The sequence below is a fragment of the Marinomonas algarum genome (assembly GCF_020532605.1).
Taxonomy (GTDB): domain Bacteria; phylum Pseudomonadota; class Gammaproteobacteria; order Pseudomonadales; family Marinomonadaceae; genus Marinomonas; species Marinomonas algarum.
Genome location: NZ_JAJATW010000002.1, coordinates 191,704 through 207,846, shown reverse-complemented (window position 1 = coordinate 207,846; position 16,143 = coordinate 191,704). Strand labels below are relative to the sequence as shown.

The window sequence follows — 16,143 nt, the reverse complement described above, 5'->3', positions numbered from 1 at the left end:
CCCTAACATTTCAGGCTGTTGGCCTATTGGATCGAAGAGGACTTTTAGTCGCCCTTCGCTAACATAAATGACCTGTTCATGTTGCCATGCTCAGGCCAGAAATTTGCTCGATATACTACCTAAAAACACAGGCTAGAGATATCGGCTCGTATATATACTCAAAATTGATCGTAATTATTCGTTTTATTGATGTCATACCCAGATCAATGGCGCGCATCCAGTGCAATTAATAATGACTTTCGTTTGAAAATCAAGTGCCAGCGTTTTCCGCCTAGCTGACGCCACAACATAGCGGCACGTATCCCCGCCATAAAAATTGCTCTTACTTGATTGGCGATTTGAGGTTGTTGCAGATGTCGACTGTCGCCATGCACTTGAATTCTAAAGGATAATTTACTTAACGTGTCTTGATACATGCCTGAAATAGCGGCCACCATGTTTTCATGTAATACACTGTCGTAATGGGCTTTTTTTTGCTCTATCTGACCGATTTTTTGGCCAATAGTGGACAGCATGTCTGGCTCTTTGGCGAGCTTGCTTTCAAGGTGCATCAAGCTTAAGGCGTATCGTAATGTGTCTGGATTAACACTACGACGCTCTTTTCCTAAGGCCTGACGAGCGATTTTTCGACCCAAGGCTAAATGGCTTGGGCAATCCCACTGGCCGCCGTAAATGTCTTCGGTAGACGATGCGTTGACCATTAGAATACTTTCCAACATGGGCTCTAAGCTGGCATTGTCGACTTGCCCGGTTTTGGCTAACACAGCCACCAATTCTGCCGCTTGGAATACGGCAGACAGGGCGATGGATTGCTCTTTTTCTCGGCTACTCATGCTTTGAACTCTTAGGTTGCTTGAGGGTTATTTGTTAAAGGCCACATTGATGATGCCGCCGCCAAGGCATACGTCATCAAGGTAAAACACCACAGACTGACCGGGTGTGACGGCCCGTTGAGGCTCAACAAAAGACACCTCGACGCTACCGTCTGCTAATTCGTGAATGGTGCATTCTTGGTCAAGCTGACGGTAGCGGCACTTGGCTTTACAGGTTAACGGGAAATCCGGCTTCTCACGAGCTACCCAATCAAAACCGTCGGCGATAAGGTGTGTCTTAAACAAAGAAGCGTGCTGACCGCCTTGAGTGACGATCAATACATTACGAGTTAGGTCTTTTTCGACCACATACCAAGGATCATCGGAGTAATTGGCTAGACCGCCAATCCCCAAGCCCTGGCGTTGACCTATCGTGTGGTACATCAAACCATGGTGGCGGGCAATCTTGTCCCCCTCGAGAGTTTCTATGTCACCGGGTTGCGCTGGTAGGTATTGCTCTAAAAAGTCTTTAAAACGACGTTCGCCGATGAAACAAATACCCGTACTGTCTTTTTTGTTGTGCGTCACCAATTCATATTCTTCGGCTAAACGACGCACTTCGGGTTTTTCCAGCTCTCCAACGGGGAATAAGGTCTTAGCAATCTCGTCTTTTCCTACGGCATAAAGAAAGTAGCTTTGATCTTTGTTACCGTCTAACCCTTTTAATAGCAAAGGCTCACCGTTTTGATCTGCACCGCGACGCACATAGTGTCCGGTGGCGATATAGTCCGCTTTAAGAGCCATCGCGTACTCTAAAAAGGCTTTGAATTTGATCTCTTTGTTGCACAGGATATCTGGGTTTGGCGTACGACCTGCTTTGTATTCTTCTAAGAAATGCTCAAAAACATTGTCCCAATACTCCGCTGCGAAATTGGCGGTGTGCAGTTTAATGCCCAGTTTGTCACAGACCGCTTGGGCATCGGCCAAATCGTCTTTGGCGGTGCAGTATTCGGTGCCGTCGTCTTCGTCCCAGTTCTTCATAAAAAGACCTTCCACCTGATAGCCCTGTTTCATCAAAATAAGCGCTGAGACAGAGGAGTCGACACCACCAGACATACCCACAATGACTTTTTTATCGTGATTGGCTGGTTGATTCGTTAGGTATTGGTTTTCATTCATAACCGGTTGTTTCTCATTCTGCGAAGAGGCTAGGCCTCGGTAAATTGGATGACGTAGTGTACTGTATTTTTATCGTGTCGGCACAGGCGATAAATGGCGATTCGATAAGAAGGTTAGAGGCATAATGGGGTTGTTTTGTGAATCTTCAATACAGGTTTTGATCAAAGGGCTGCGGTGAGGCAACGCCATAATTTCGTCGTAAGTGAGCCAGTGACTGGATACGATGTCTTCGTCAAGCGGTTCTTTGGTGTCGTAAAGAGGTTCACACACAAAGCACAAACGGTGGTAAGTGTCTGCGCCTTCGAACGGTGTAAAAGCATACAAACCCAGTATTCCCAGCGGTTTGATTTGCCAGCCTGATTCTTCTTTGGTCTCACGGATCACGGCATCCAGAGCACTTTCGTTATTTTCGATGTGTCCGGCGGGTTGGTTGAGTACGAGCTTTCCGTCCTGCCATTCCTTTATCATCAGATAGTGCGTTTCCTCTGGTGTTTGGCCGGTTCTTTTTATCAGCGCGGCGACGGTCAGGTGAGGGAGTCGGCCTCTTTTTTTGTTGGTGCTGTCTGTTTTGTTCAAATTTTGTTACCTCGTTCGAAAGCGTTTCGGTTGGTGTGATGTATTGCCATTGCCCCAGTGGAACTTGCTCTAATGTGTAAGGGCCAATCGCGTAGCGAATCAAGCGTAATGTCGGAAAACCAACAGCAGCGGTCATGCGTCGCACTTGACGATTTTTGCCTTCACGAATTTGCAATGACAGCCAGCTGGTGGGAATGCTTTCTCGGTGTCGAACGGGCGGCACTCTTTGCCACACTTTTGGAGTCGACATACGTTCAGCGTGAGCCGGTTTAGTAAGGCCATCTTTCAGATCAACGCCGTGGCGAAGTTGCTCCAGTGCTTCGTCGGTGATGTCGCCTTCCACCTGCACCCAATAGGTTTTGGGTAATTTAAAGTCAGGGGACGCAATAATATGTTGTAAAGCGCCGTGATTGGTTAGCAACAACAGACCTTCTGAATCAAAGTCCAGACGGCCTGCCGGATAAAAATCAGGCGCTTCTATAAATTGGGCAAGCGTGTCTTTATCGCCTTCTGCAGAGAACTGGCTTAGTACGCGAAAAGGTTTATTAAAGGCGATTAAAGAAGAGATAGGTGAAGAAGACATAAGCGAAGAAGGCATAAGGTAGAAAAAAGCATCATTTAAATGTGGGCTTAACAAAAAGCGTCGAGCAAGACCATTCCCTGCTCATGTGATCCGTAAAGTAGCAAATTCCGGCGCTCAAGGCGACGTACCTCGTCAATGAAACGAGAGACTTTTTAGCAGTGAGTGGCTGACTATGGTTGATAAATGATATTGATGTCGACGGCATGTAAGCCGCGCTCTCCTGGTTCAACATGAAAGCTCACCGCTTGGCCTGCCTTAAGTGTTTTATAGCCTTCCATGTTGATGGACGAAAAATGCAGGAACAACTCTTCGCTGAACTCTTCAGAAACAATGAATCCATAGCCTTTAGCATTGTTAAACCATTTAACAGCCCCATAGTGCATCTGGTACTCCTTAATAGAACATTGACGGGTGAAATTTTGACGTGCGTTTATCGGTGTCAATTTGCCTTTCTCTTACACAGCGTAGAAGCCCTTTTGGTATTTGTAAAACCCTAATGGTAATCTGTCCAGCTGAAAACGTCGTACATAAGTAATAACCGACCAATGTTGTCCGGTTATGGTGAAAATCTAGCCTCAGAGGCATGGGATGATAAAAAATCAACAAATTACGTTAACATCGGAAGATGATGATCAATATGGGCATTCGAATATTGCGATTGCACCAGAAGAAACCGAACTAAAACCGCCATCCATGTACCAGGTCGTTCTTTTTAATGATGACTACACACCAATGGATTTCGTTGTTTTTGTCTTACAGCGATTTTTTTCTATGGATGGAGAGAAGGCGAATCAGGTAATGTTAGAAGTGCATATGAAAGGGAAAGGCGTTTGTGGTGTTTATCCTTTTGATATTGCTGAAACAAAAGTTGCCATGGTACAACAGTTCGTAGAGCAAAATGAGCACCCCTTAATGTGCGACCTACAAAAAGTCGACTGATTCAGAGCGAGGGAATAGCAATGTTAGATAAAGAACTAGAGCAAACCCTAAACACAGCGTTTAAAGCAGCGAGTGAAAAGCGTCACGAGTTCATGACAGTAGAACACCTGCTGTTGGCTCTGATCGACAACAACGCGGCGTCGAGTGTGTTAAAAGCTTGTGGCGTCAATTTAGAAACATTGACCTTAGAGCTACAAGAATTTATCAACAGCACAACACCCATGATGCCGGACGATGACGATGAGCGTGAAGTTCAGCCAACATTAGGTTTTCAACGAGTGTTACAGCGCGCTGTTTTTCATGTTCAATCGTCGGGCAAGCGTGAAGTCACGGGGGCCAATGTGCTGGTGGCGATATTCAGTGAGCAAGAAAGTCAAACCGTGTATTTGCTGAAACGCCATGGTGTTGCGCGCATTGACGTGGTGAATTTTGTTGCCCACGGCATTTCCAAAACGGGCGATGGCGAGTCGCAGGAGATGGAAGGAGAAGAGGAAGGTGAAGAGTCGACTACCGCTCCCTTGCAAAAATTTGCGACCAACCTAAATGAAGAAGCAAAAGCGGGCAAGATCGATAAATTGATCGGCCGCGAATACGAAGTGGAGCGCGTGATTCAAACCTTGTCTCGTCGTCGTAAAAACAACCCATTGTTGGTTGGCGAGTCTGGCGTAGGTAAGACGGCCATTGCAGAAGGGTTAGCGAAACGCATTGTTGACGGTCAAGTGCCAGAGGTCATTGCCGATGGTGTGGTTTACTCACTGGATTTGGGTGCGTTATTGGCCGGCACAAAATACCGTGGTGATTTTGAAAAACGCCTTAAACAACTGCTTGGCGAATTAAAGAAATTGCCTAATGCGATCTTGTTCATTGATGAGATCCACACCATTATTGGCGCCGGTGCGTCTTCTGGTGGTGTGATGGATGCCTCTAATCTGTTGAAACCTGTCTTGAGTTCTGGCGGTTTACGTTGCATTGGTTCAACTACTTTCCAAGAATTTCGTGGCGTGTTTGAAAAAGACCACGCCTTGGCACGTCGATTCCAAAAAATCGATGTCAATGAGCCAAGCGTTGATGATACGTATCAAATCCTTAAAGGCATTATCGGAGCATTTGAAGATCACCATAAAGTGAAATACGAAGAGCCTGCGTTGTTAGCGGCGGCTGAGCTGGCACAACGTTATGTACCAGATCGTCATATGCCGGATAAAGCCATTGATGTGGTGGATGAGGCAGGGGCTTTTCAGCGCTTACAGCCGGAAGAATCGCGTAAAGGCGTGATTACCGTGGCGGATATCGAAGAGATTGTGTCTAAGATTGCCCGAGTTCCCGTGCGTGCAGTGAACTCCGATGACAAGCAAATTCTATCGAACCTTGAACGCAACTTGAAAATGGTGGTTTTTGGTCAAGATGGCGCCATCGATACCTTGTCTGCGGCGATCAAACTGTCCCGTGCGGGTTTAAAAGCCGAGCAAAAACCGATTGGTTCTTTCTTAATGGCTGGGCCAACGGGTGTGGGTAAAACCGAAGTCACTAAGCAATTGGCGAAGCAGTTGGGCTTGGAGTTGATCCGCTTTGATATGTCAGAGTACATGGAGCGCCATGCGGTATCTCGTCTTATCGGTGCGCCACCGGGTTATGTTGGTTTTGATCAGGGTGGCTTACTAACAGAGGCGGTCACAAAAAATCCACACAGTGTGGTTTTGCTGGACGAAATTGAAAAAGCGCACCCAGAAGTCTTTAACTTGCTATTGCAGGTGATGGATCACGGAACGCTGACCGACAACAATGGTCGTAAGGCCGACTTCCGCAACGTGATCTTAGTGATGACGTCGAATGCCGGCGCGGAAGAGTTGGCTCGTCGTTCTATTGGCTTCTCTAGCCAAGACAACTCAACGGATGGCATGGAAGTGATCAACCGTACCTTCACGCCAGAATTTAGAAACCGCTTAGACGCTGTGATTCAATTCCAGCAGTTAGATGAACGCATCATCTTTAACGTCGTAGATAAGTTCTTGGTTGAGCTTCAGGCGCAGCTGGATCCGAAAGGGGTCTTGTTAGAAGTGTCTGATACGGCACGTGGCTGGTTAGCGAATAAAGGCTACGACAGACAAATGGGTGCTCGACCTATGGCGCGGGTGATTCAGGAGCATCTGAAGAAGCCTCTGGCTGACCACATCTTGTTTGGTGACTTGAGTGAAGGCGGGCATGTTAAGGTCATGCTAGATGAGAAGAGCGATGAATTGATCTTCGATGTCATTAAAGAGACGGTGACTCACTAGTTCTACTTCTAGTGCTAAGCTGGTGGATCGGCTTCTAGGTCTACCGGCTTTTCAAAGCTTGCCTATTGGTTAAACCAACCAACAAACGGGCATAAAAAAACCGGATTAATCCGGTCTTTTTATGTCTTCTTTTTATCTGATCGTATGTCGCACTAAGGCAAATATACAGATCTGATTAAAAATTAACGTGCGCGGTAAACGATACGACCTTTTGTTAAGTCGTAAGGTGTCAATTCCACTTTTACTTTGTCGCCGGTCAAAATACGAATGTAGTTTTTACGCATTTTTCCAGAGATATGAGCAATTACAACGTGTCCGTTTTCTAGCTCGACACGGAACATGGTATTAGGCAACGTATCAACGATAGTGCCCTCCATTTCTAAGCCTTCTTCTTTTGCCACAATATGTGTCCTATGGTGTTAACTTTCTATTGTTTAGTAGACGCCGACCATGTCATATTCGAAGATCTACAGACTAAGAGAAAAGGTGTTCCTCTTGGTCGATTGAGCGCTAAATATCTACATCATTACGGTGTATTTAGCGACGCCTGAATTTTGATCGAGCGTATTTTGCCTAAAAATGCGCCGTAAGGCAAATTTCCTGACGGCGTTAGGCGGCTTATTTTGCTTCTAAAGAGGATACTTCGTCCCATTTTTGCCCATTTCAAGCAGTTTCATATTTTTTTCAACACGAGGAATGAACTGCGCCAACTGCTCACAAAACACCGATCTGGGCAAACACTTGGCCCCCAGCGACATCAAATGATCAGATTCTACTTGGCAATCAATCAGTTGGATTTCACACTGATCGGCCAGTGAGCAAAAGACACGTAACGCCGCTTTAGACGCATTGGCTTGCAAAGAAAACATGGACTCGCCAAAAAACATTTTTCCCATGGCGATACCATAAAAGCCACCAATCAAATGCTCTTGGTGCCAAATTTCAATGGAATGCGCAAAGCCCATTTTATGCAGCTCGGTGTAAGCCGATTGGATGTCAGTTGAAATCCAGGTGCCTTCTTTATCGGCTCTTAACGATGCACATTGTTCAATGACTTGACTAAAAGCTTGGTTAACCGAATAGGTCCACTGGGTTTTCTTGAGGGCTTTTTTGAGCGATTTTGAAGCATGAAAGGTGTTTGGCACCAAAGTGCAGCGTTCTGCCGGGTGCCACCACAAAATCGGATCGGGGTCGCTGAACCAAGGGAAAAAACCTTTGCTGTATAGGTGCAATAGTCGAGCCGTTGATAAATCGCCCCCGACGGCCGATAAGCCTTCAGGGTCTTCAAGGGCTTTGCTTGGGTCAGGTGTGTCGTAAGGCGACTCGGTTAATAAGACAAGCTCGTGTTTTTCGTTTGGTATATCTGTTGTCATGGTGCGATGACGCTCCCCAATCGAAGTGGTAATAAAGACAGAAAATGACTGGAAAGAGAGTAAAGCATTAGAGGTCAAACTGGTACGCTTTTAGCATAGTCGTTTTCTGACAACATGACCATGTTCACTAAAATGCGTAGGGCATCAGGTGTGTTTAACATCTTAAATAAACGACTCAAATAAAAAGATCAAAAAAGTTTAAAGAAAACGTTATGTTACCCGATATGAAAACTAAGGAAGAAAAGATATTCAACTTGCGACTTGCTGACACAATGTTATGCTTAATTGATTGAAATGTGCATAGTTAAGCCAGTCAAAGTGTACGAATTGTTCTCTGTTGAGCAATTTTTGTTCAAAGAAGAGTGCAAAACGGAAAAAAGAATAAAAAAAGTGCAAGGAGTGCTTGACCCATTATAGAAAACTTGGTTTTAATCAACTGAGTCTTAAACGAGAGTTCTGGTATTCAGAGTTAGCGTGTTAGGGGTAAAAGATACTTTGCTTTTTTGGTTATTGTCACAAAAGTGAAACTGATCGCTTTTATGATAAACGAATCGTTGATTTAGCAGCGTTTCTGGTATTTAAAAGCGTTTACATTTTTTAAAGAGTTAAAATAGGTCTACAAGACCACACTATAATATAAAGGGGAATCTTGAATGAAAGCGATTAAACTTGCTTCTGTGTTTGCGGTATCAGCTGTTGCGGCTGCTGTGTCTACTGTTAGCGTTGCGGCTGAGCCAGTCTTTAGTGGTACAGCGGGTCTTTACTACACATCTTATGAGGATGGCGCTACTTATACTGATGATGATGGCGTTGAGCAATTCTATTCTGATAATGCTAGCTCTGATGGTGAGGTAAACATCATTATGGATACTGGCGTTGTCTACTTTGATCTTGATATGGAAAATGGTTCGGACGGTGGTTTTCAGCTTGACGAAGCTTACGTAACCCAAGGTGCCGTACAATTTGGTGATTTTGATGGTTCTTTGATTGATTCTGCAGCCTACAGTGCTGGCGTTTGGGAAGATCTTGATGATGCTAAGTTCGTTCTAGGTAATGACTTGGGTGTTCGCTATTCAGTAAACGACTCTTTGACTGTTTCTGCTGAAATCGCTGAAGGTGAAAATGACGGCAGTCTTGCTGTAGCTTATGAAACTGAAATGGCTGGTTTGACGTTGGGTGTTTCTGGTGGTTTTAATCTATCAAGCGATGACGCTAAAGAAGGTAAAGTATTGACTCTAGGTGTAAGCGCACCTCTAGGCATGGCGACACTGTCTTCTTTCGTGCAGGTTGGTTCAACAGAAGATCAAGATGTGATGAACACAGGTATTGGTATTGATCTGCCTTTGTCTGACCAGTTGTCTGTTGCTCTTCAGTACTACACTGAAGGTGGTGAAGTCACTGCTTCTATGGTTGAGGACGATGCAACTCTAACGAAAGGTGCAGATTTAGCTGATAAAGGTATTACGGAAGCCACTGTATACTACGCTGTAGGTGATGTAACTTACTACGCAACTTACGTTGCTAAAGAAATTTCAGACGCTGACTACTCTGTAATTGGTGCAACAGTAAGCTTCTAATATTCATAACTTGTTTATGAAGACAAACTCTTACTGAGTAAATACGAAAGCCAACCCTCTGGGTTGGCTTTTTTTATGGTAAGCTTAGCGCACTGAATGCTCATAGAAACGTTCTTAAACGGTGGGCAAATGTTGTTTTGATTAGCATAAATTAGGAAGTGACGTTTTGTCAGAAAAAGTGAGTGAGTCGGTACGATCACCAATTTGGGGACTGTTTGCTAAGCAGGCGGCGTTTATTGCGGCCATGCTGTTTTTTGTTTTCTTTTTATTGGCGACTTACAGCTATCACCCTAATGATGCCGGTTGGTTTTATTCGGGCACCGGCGCCGCCATTCAAAATTCCATGGGAGCGATTGGGGCCACCATTGCTGACATCACCACCAGTTTTTTTGGCTCCTTATTCTATTCTTTACCGCCTTTATTCTGCTGGGTCGCCATCATTCTTTGGCGTAACCCCCATGGATTGCTGTCCCTGAACAACACGCTCCTTTGTTGTGTCGGCAGTATTTTGTATTTGTCATTTGGTTCTGTGCTGTGCTTTTTGCACACTGTGGGTAACGCAAGTTTACCCTACGGGGCCGGTGGCATATTGGGCAGTGGTCTTGGGCAAATACTCTATCGTTTTATTGGTTATGACGGTGCCACACTGGTGAGTTTAGCCCTTGTCATTTTATCCTTTACCTTATTGGCGCAATTAAACTGGCTTAACCTGATGGATCGTTTAGGCGAATGGGTCTATGGTTTTGTTTGTTCACAACAGCAAAAATGGGCCGTTCGTCGAGAAGCCAAACAAGCGGCGACTGCTGATCTTGACTCGTTTGAAGAGGTAGAAGAAGAACCCGCCATCGTCAGAAAAAGACGCAAAGCACAAATAAAAACAATGTCAGCCGTTACGGTAGAAAAAAGCCTTGCTGACGAAGACCCCCTTACCGATGAAGAGTCACTGGAAGACGAAACCCGTACAGCAAAAGCCCGCTTTAATTTGTCGTCTTTATTTTCAAGGAAGTCGTCTAAAAAAGACACGGTGGAAGAAACTCCGCCTGAAGATGAAGTGCCAACTCAAGTCAAACGACCGCTTAAAAAAGACGCCACGGCACCTATTCATGAAGAACCTGAGTTTGGTGGTCTAGACGCTTTATCCATTGATGACGATGACCTGGATTTTGGTGATACCTTGTACATTGATGAACCTTGGGAAAAACAAGCGCCTCTAAAAAAAGAGCCAGCAACGACTGTTCAGGCAGAGCCCAGACAGCAAACACCGGTTGCACCAACTTCACGCGAGTTATCCTCGAAGAAAGAGGCATCAAGCGAGGAAAGCATAAACGATGCTGCGCTTGACGAAAATGTTCCTGATAAAGGTACTCTTGATAAAAACACTTCTGATAAAAGTACTTTCGATGAAAGCGCTCCTGATAAAAGCGCGCCTGAAGAAGATGATTTGCTACCGGCGTCTCAAAAACCCGCTTTTCGAACATTGTCGGAAGCCAGACAGTTAGACTCTCTTGGTGGCGGTCACGGTAATGAAGAGCAACGCAATACTGAAATAGAAGCCTATTCCTTACCAGACCGCTCCGTTCTGACGCAGCCCAAACCCAAGCAGGGCGGTTATTCGGAAGAGGAGCTTTTATCACTGTCTGAGCTATTAGAGCAACGACTGTTGGATTTTGGTGTCAAGGTCGAGGTGGTGGAAGTCAACCCAGGGCCCGTGATTACCCGTTTTGAAATTCAACCTGCACCCGGTATCAAGGTCTCGCGTATTACCAATTTAGCGAAAGATTTAGCGCGTTCTTTGAGTGTGATGAGTGTCCGTGTTGTGGAAGTCATTGCAGGGAAATCTACCATTGGTATTGAGATTCCCAACCAGGTACGTGATACCGTTTATTTCTCCGAAGTGATTAATTGCGACGCGTACGATCGGTCTTCTTCGCCTCTTACCTTGTCCCTTGGTCATGATATTTCCGGTGAACCTGTAGTGGTGGATTTGGCGAAAATGCCCCATGTACTGGTTGCAGGCACAACGGGTTCAGGTAAATCCGTCGGCGTAAATGCGATGATTTTGAGTATGTTATTAAAATCGACGCCAGACGAAGTGCGGATGATCATGGTGGATCCAAAAATGTTAGAACTGTCGATCTATGAAGGCATTCCTCATTTGTTGACCCCTGTGATCACTGACATGAAAGACGCAGCGAACGGATTGCGTTGGTCTGTTGACGAAATGGAACGTCGTTACAAGCTGATGTCAAAACTGGGGGTGCGTAATATTGCGGGTTACAACAAAAAAGTCCGTGAAGCAATCGACGCTGGATCGCCGATTGAAGACCCTTTATGGCAGCCAGAAATGGCGATGTTTTCTGAAGATGGGGTGGCGCGTACCGTACCGCATCTAGAGCCATTGCCTTATATCGTGATTGTCGTAGACGAATTTGCCGATATGATGATGATAGTGGGCAAAAAGGTTGAAGAGTTAATCGCCCGTATCGCACAAAAAGCCCGAGCAGCTGGTATTCACTTGATTCTAGCCACCCAGCGTCCTTCGGTTGACGTAATTACCGGCTTGATTAAGGCCAATATCCCGACACGCATGGCGTTTCAGGTGTCTTCTAAGATTGATTCTCGAACCATCCTAGACCAAGGTGGCGCTGACCAACTGTTGGGGATGGGGGACATGCTGTACCTTCCTGCTGGTTTGCCTACCCCGATTCGAGTGCACGGTGCTTTTGTCTCCGATGAAGAGGTGCACGGTGTTGTTGAGGAGTGGAAACAGCGTGGTGAGCCAAATTACATCAATGATGTGGTGGTGAATCCAGAAGATTTGATGTCTGGTGATGACTGTGAAGACAAAGACGCTCTGTATGATGAAGCTGTAAAAATTGTCGTCGAAACCCGTAAAGCGTCGATCTCTTCTATTCAGCGCCGTTTGAAAATAGGGTATAACAGAGCGGCCAATCTAGTGGAAGCCATGGAGGCCGCTGGTTTAGTGGGGCCGATGGGCACCAATGGGCAACGGGATATTTTAATTCCTGAATAATTAATTGGGTCTGTTAATGGAGAAGTGTGTAAATGAATAAAGCAATTGCGACACTGGCTGTGTCTGTGCTCATCCTGTTTCAAACGGCCGCCTCTTACGCTGCGGATGTCACGGACAGTACCTCTGCGATTGAGCGTCTATTGGAAATGAACCGCAATATAGAAGGTGAATTTCGCCAGGTAACCTACGACGATAAGGGCAAGCAGCTACAGGTTAGCGAAGGCATTTTTCTATTGGCGAAACCCAATCAATTTGTTTGGGACAGTGTCACGCCCTTTTCTCAGCGCATTATCTCTGACGGCCAATACATCACGATTTGGGATGTAGACTTGGAACAAGCGACGAAAAAGCCCTTAGCGGGAGCGGTTGGTAACTCGCCTGCGGCCTTGTTAGGGCGACCGGCTGCTGACGTGCTGCCACACTATGTGGTCACTATACTGGGTGAAGAAAAGTTTCGTTTAGCTCCCAAAGGAGAAGAGGATCTGTTTCAAAATTTAACGTTGTCGTTTCGTGATGGCGTCATTAGCGCAATGAGTATTTTAGATGCACTTGGCCAAACGACGGTGATTGAATTTAAAAATATCGAAGCCCATGATGGGGTGGCAAAGGAAAACTTTGTGCTGGATCTTCCCGATTACGTGGATGTGATCGTAGAAGGACAATAATGAAAGACCTGTTTTCAGAGGCTCCTGAATCGGCGTATCAGCCTCTTGCCGCGAGAATGCGACCGGATACCTTGGACGACTACATTGGTCAGGCGCATCTTGTTGGCCCTGGTAAGCCTCTGAGGCGCATGGTAGAAACGGGGCATTGCCATTCTTTTATTCTCTGGGGGCCGCCAGGTGTTGGAAAAACGACCTTTGCACAACTGTTATCTAATGCGCTAGATGCGCAGTTTATTGAGTTGTCAGCCGTTATGTCTGGTGTGAAAGATATCCGTGTAGCGGTAGACAAAGCTAAGCAACTGCGACTAATGAAAGGCACGCAAACCGTGTTGTTTGTTGATGAAGTACACCGTTTTAATAAATCCCAACAAGACGCCTTTTTGCCCTTTATTGAAGACGGGACGTTTTTATTTATTGGTGCGACCACAGAAAATCCCGCATTTGAGTTGAACTCTGCCTTGTTGTCGAGGGCTCGAGTTTACCGTTTAAAAACACCCAGTATCGAAGAGATAACACGGGCTTTAACCCGTGCACTTGATTATCAGAGCAAAGTTTCAAAGCCCCTTCAGATAGAGGCTCATTACGTGTCTGTATTGGCGCAAGCAGCCGATGGCGACATTCGTCGTGGATTGAATTTTCTGGAAATTTTGTCAGATCTGGTTGAGCCTGGTGATGTTGTGACTGAGGATCAATTAGAAGACGTACTTGGTGGTCGTTTGCGTCGTTTTGATCACAAAGGCGATGTGTTCTACGATCAAATTTCCGCTTTTCATAAATCTGTACGAGGTTCGTCACCCGATGGCGCCTTGTACTGGATGGCGCGTATGCTTGATGGTGGTTGTGACCCTCTGTACATTGCACGTCGTCTATTGGCGATTGCGTCTGAAGACATTGGCAACGCTGATCCTAGAGCCTTACAAATTGGTTTGAATGCATGGGATGTGTTTGAGCGGGTTGGGCCGGGTGAAGGTAATCGCGCCATTGCTCAAGCGGCTGTTTATATGGCCTGTGCTCCTAAAAGTAATGCTGTTTACAAAGCGTTTAACCAAGCCATGAGCGACGTTGCAGCACAGCCGAGCTATGATGTGCCGAACCATTTGCGTAACGCACCAACCGCATTAGCAAAAGAGATGGGTCATGGTGAAGAGTATCGTTACGCACATAACGAAGACCATGCTTATGCTGCTGGTGAGCATTATTTGCCTGAAGCCCTCGTTGGTACGAGCTATTATCAGCCGACAGACCGTGGTTTGGAGAAGAAGATAACCGATAAACTGGGGTGGTTGTCGGAATTAGATAAACAAAGTCCGCTAAAACGCTACAGTAAAAGCGGTGATTCTCCGACATGGGATCCAGGCGGAGAGCAAGCATGATGTACCTGATGATTGCTTTTGGAGGCGGTGTTGGCGCTCTGAGTCGTTACGGCCTTACCAAATGGATAAACACGTATTGGACGCATTATTTTCCTTTTGCGACCATGGTGGTGAATGTGTTGGGTTGTGTCCTAATGGGCATAGCCTTCGTGGTGATCAGCGAGCGTTTACCTGTTCTTGAGCCTTATCGCCCTCTGGTGATGGTGGGTTTTTTAGGGGCTTTCACCACATTTTCGACTTTTTCTTTGGAAATTGTCTCGCTTATTAACATGCAAGCTTGGCTAAGTGTTATAAGCTATTTATTATTGAGTTGTGTTTTGGGGGTTGTGGGTCTTGCTGCTGGCATGGCCTTAGCGCGTTTACTGTAAAAGAAAGGCGTGTTCCTCATTTATTTTTTTCTATTGTTTAAAGGATATTGTTGCAGAAATGTTAGACATTAAAGCATTACGCGCTGACCCAGAAGCCATCGCGGCTCAACTTAAAAAGAAAGGCTATGAGTTAGATGTGGCGGCTTTTTCTTCCTTGGAAGAGCGCCGTAAGGCCATTCAAATGGAAACGGAGCAGCTGCAACAAGCCCGAAACTCGGTGTCCAAAGAAATCGGACAGGCGATGAAGGCGGGTGATAAAGAAAAAGCCGCGGAATTAAAAGCGCAGACAGCGACTTTAGGGGATGACCTTGAAGCCGCTAAAGCACAGTTGACACAAGTTCAAAATGAGTTTGAAACCCTGTTAGAAGGCATTCCAAATTTACCCCACGACTCTGTGCCAGAAGGTCTGACAGAAGACGATAACCTAGAAGTGCGCCGTTGGGGTGAGCCAAAAGTCTTTGATTTTGAAGCTAAAGACCATGTTGATTTAGGCGAAGCAATGGACATGTTGGATTTTGCCGCAGCGGTTAAAATCACCGGTTCTCGCTTTGCTGTGATGCATTCTGACTTAGCGCGTCTTCATCGTGCGCTGACGCAATTTATGATCAACACACACGTTGATTTGCATGGCTATTCTGAAGTGTATGTGCCTTATTTGGTTAACGCACACTCTTTAAAAGGCACAGGCCAGTTGCCCAAATTTGAAGCCGACTTGTTTAAAGTGCCGGTTGATAAAGAAAGTGGCAATAATGACTTGTACCTTATTCCAACGGCGGAAGTGCCAGTCACGAATTTGGTTCGAGATGAAATCTTAAACGACGCTGAGCTGCATAAAAAGTTTGTGGCTCACACGCCTTGTTTCCGCAGTGAAGCCGGCAGTTATGGCCGTGATACTCGTGGTATGATTCGTCAGCATCAGTTTGAAAAAGTAGAACTTGTGCATGTGTGTCGACCTGATCGTTCTGCAGAGGTTTTGGAAGAATTGGTCGGGCATGCTGAGTCCATCTTACAAAAACTGAATTTGCCTTACCGTACCGTGATTCTATGCGGTGGTGACTTGGGCTTCTCTGCTCACAAGACGTATGACATAGAAGTGTGGTTGCCTGGGCAAGGTAAGTACCGTGAAATTTCATCTTGTTCTAACATGTGGGATTTCCAAGCTCGTCGTATGCAAGCTCGCTGGCGTAATCCAGAAACCGGTCGTCCTGAACTGGCTCATACTTTGAACGGGTCTGGTTTAGCAGTAGGTCGTACTTTGGTTGCCGTGCTTGAAAACTATCAAAATGCGGATGGCAGTGTGCAAGTCCCTGATGTTTTAGTGCCTTATATGGGGGGTAAAACGGTCATTAATAAAGCCTAAACGACAGTAAAAATACGCCAACGCCTAA

The 16,143-nt window shown here is 45.8% G+C and carries 15 protein-coding genes; 8 read left to right on the top strand and 7 right to left on the bottom strand.

Features of this window, described 5'->3' with window-relative positions; translation table 11 throughout:
* Positions 1-203: 203 nt before the first annotated feature.
* The 5 genes from hflD to LG368_RS02735 all read right to left on the bottom strand — a co-directional run bounded on the left by hflD (position 204) and on the right by LG368_RS02735 (position 3,533).
* Complete coding sequence (hflD, locus tag LG368_RS02755; RefSeq protein ID WP_226753197.1) at positions 204-833, bottom strand: high frequency lysogenization protein HflD; 630 nt, start codon at positions 831-833, stop codon at positions 204-206.
* Between the two features lie 27 nt (positions 834-860).
* Positions 861-1,991, bottom strand: a complete 1,131-nt coding sequence (gene mnmA, locus LG368_RS02750) for a tRNA 2-thiouridine(34) synthase MnmA (protein WP_226753196.1) — start codon at positions 1,989-1,991, stop codon at positions 861-863.
* A gap of 69 nt (positions 1,992-2,060) precedes the next feature.
* Complete coding sequence (locus LG368_RS02745; RefSeq protein WP_264193950.1) at positions 2,061-2,459, bottom strand: NUDIX domain-containing protein; 399 nt, start codon at positions 2,457-2,459, stop codon at positions 2,061-2,063.
* Complete coding sequence (locus tag LG368_RS02740; RefSeq protein WP_226753195.1) at positions 2,395-3,150, bottom strand: pseudouridine synthase; 756 nt, start codon at positions 3,148-3,150, stop codon at positions 2,395-2,397. Before LG368_RS02740 ends, LG368_RS02745 begins: the two co-directional genes overlap by 65 nt.
* Positions 3,151-3,320: 170 nt before the next feature.
* Positions 3,321-3,533, bottom strand: coding sequence for a cold shock domain-containing protein (locus tag LG368_RS02735; protein ID WP_226753194.1), 213 nt, complete (start codon positions 3,531-3,533; stop codon positions 3,321-3,323).
* Positions 3,534-3,738: 205 nt separating this feature from the next.
* On the opposite strand from LG368_RS02735, the gene clpS reads away from it, so the two are divergent.
* Positions 3,739-4,089: an ATP-dependent Clp protease adapter ClpS gene (clpS, locus tag LG368_RS02730; protein WP_226753193.1), complete on the top strand. Its 351-nt coding sequence runs from the start codon at positions 3,739-3,741 to the stop codon at positions 4,087-4,089.
* 20 nt (positions 4,090-4,109) lie between these two features.
* Positions 4,110-6,365 (top strand): ATP-dependent Clp protease ATP-binding subunit ClpA, encoded by a 2,256-nt coding sequence (gene clpA, locus LG368_RS02725; protein WP_226753192.1) that lies wholly within the window; start codon positions 4,110-4,112, stop codon positions 6,363-6,365.
* A 182-nt stretch (positions 6,366-6,547) separates the two neighbouring features.
* Here clpA and infA read toward each other — a convergent pair whose 3' ends face one another.
* Both infA and aat read right to left on the bottom strand, forming a co-directional pair.
* Positions 6,548-6,766: a translation initiation factor IF-1 gene (gene infA, locus LG368_RS02720; RefSeq protein WP_226753191.1), complete on the bottom strand. Its 219-nt coding sequence runs from the start codon at positions 6,764-6,766 to the stop codon at positions 6,548-6,550.
* 228 nt (positions 6,767-6,994) lie between these two features.
* Positions 6,995-7,738, bottom strand: a complete 744-nt coding sequence (aat, locus tag LG368_RS02715) for a leucyl/phenylalanyl-tRNA--protein transferase (RefSeq protein WP_226753190.1) — start codon at positions 7,736-7,738, stop codon at positions 6,995-6,997.
* A 653-nt stretch (positions 7,739-8,391) separates the two neighbouring features.
* On the opposite strand from aat, the gene LG368_RS02710 reads away from it, so the two are divergent.
* From LG368_RS02710 to serS, 6 genes are all read left to right on the top strand, one after another.
* Positions 8,392-9,315, top strand: coding sequence for a hypothetical protein (locus LG368_RS02710; protein WP_226753189.1), 924 nt, complete (start codon positions 8,392-8,394; stop codon positions 9,313-9,315).
* Positions 9,316-9,481: 166 nt separating this feature from the next.
* A complete protein-coding gene (locus LG368_RS02705) occupies positions 9,482-12,349 on the top strand; it encodes a DNA translocase FtsK (protein WP_226753188.1) in 2,868 nt (955 codons plus the stop codon).
* 32 nt (positions 12,350-12,381) lie between these two features.
* Positions 12,382-13,014: an outer membrane lipoprotein periplasmic chaperone LolA gene (gene lolA / locus LG368_RS02700; protein ID WP_226753187.1), complete on the top strand. Its 633-nt coding sequence runs from the start codon at positions 12,382-12,384 to the stop codon at positions 13,012-13,014.
* Entirely contained in the window at positions 13,014-14,387 is a 1,374-nt protein-coding gene (locus tag LG368_RS02695; RefSeq protein WP_226753186.1) for a replication-associated recombination protein A, read from the top strand. The genes lolA and LG368_RS02695 overlap by 1 nt, the downstream gene beginning before the upstream one ends.
* Entirely contained in the window at positions 14,384-14,755 is a 372-nt protein-coding gene (crcB, locus tag LG368_RS02690; protein ID WP_226753185.1) for a fluoride efflux transporter CrcB, read from the top strand. Before LG368_RS02695 ends, crcB begins: the two co-directional genes overlap by 4 nt.
* 58 nt (positions 14,756-14,813) lie before the next feature.
* Entirely contained in the window at positions 14,814-16,115 is a 1,302-nt protein-coding gene (gene serS / locus LG368_RS02685) for a serine--tRNA ligase (protein WP_226753184.1), read from the top strand.
* Positions 16,116-16,143: the final 28 nt, after the last annotated feature.

What these genes read in the sequence shown, in the direction of transcription:
- hflD (WP_226753197.1), bottom strand. Translation starts at nt 833, where the DNA reads ATGAGTAGCCGAGAAAAAGAGCAATCCATCGCCCTGTCTGCCGTATTC.
- mnmA (WP_226753196.1), bottom strand. Translation starts at nt 1,991, where the DNA reads ATGAATGAAAACCAATACCTAACGAATCAACCAGCCAATCACGATAAA.
- LG368_RS02745 (WP_264193950.1), bottom strand. Translation starts at nt 2,459, where the DNA reads ATGATAAAGGAATGGCAGGACGGAAAGCTCGTACTCAACCAACCCGCC.
- LG368_RS02740 (WP_226753195.1), bottom strand. Translation starts at nt 3,150, where the DNA reads ATGTCTTCTTCACCTATCTCTTCTTTAATCGCCTTTAATAAACCTTTT.
- LG368_RS02735 (WP_226753194.1), bottom strand. Translation starts at nt 3,533, where the DNA reads ATGCACTATGGGGCTGTTAAATGGTTTAACAATGCTAAAGGCTATGGA.
- clpS (WP_226753193.1), top strand. Translation starts at nt 3,739, where the DNA reads ATGATAAAAAATCAACAAATTACGTTAACATCGGAAGATGATGATCAA.
- clpA (WP_226753192.1), top strand. Translation starts at nt 4,110, where the DNA reads ATGTTAGATAAAGAACTAGAGCAAACCCTAAACACAGCGTTTAAAGCA.
- aat (WP_226753190.1), bottom strand. Translation starts at nt 7,738, where the DNA reads ATGACAACAGATATACCAAACGAAAAACACGAGCTTGTCTTATTAACC.
- LG368_RS02710 (WP_226753189.1), top strand. Translation starts at nt 8,392, where the DNA reads ATGAAAGCGATTAAACTTGCTTCTGTGTTTGCGGTATCAGCTGTTGCG.
- lolA (WP_226753187.1), top strand. Translation starts at nt 12,382, where the DNA reads ATGAATAAAGCAATTGCGACACTGGCTGTGTCTGTGCTCATCCTGTTT.
- LG368_RS02695 (WP_226753186.1), top strand. Translation starts at nt 13,014, where the DNA reads ATGAAAGACCTGTTTTCAGAGGCTCCTGAATCGGCGTATCAGCCTCTT.
- crcB (WP_226753185.1), top strand. Translation starts at nt 14,384, where the DNA reads ATGATGTACCTGATGATTGCTTTTGGAGGCGGTGTTGGCGCTCTGAGT.
- serS (WP_226753184.1), top strand. Translation starts at nt 14,814, where the DNA reads ATGTTAGACATTAAAGCATTACGCGCTGACCCAGAAGCCATCGCGGCT.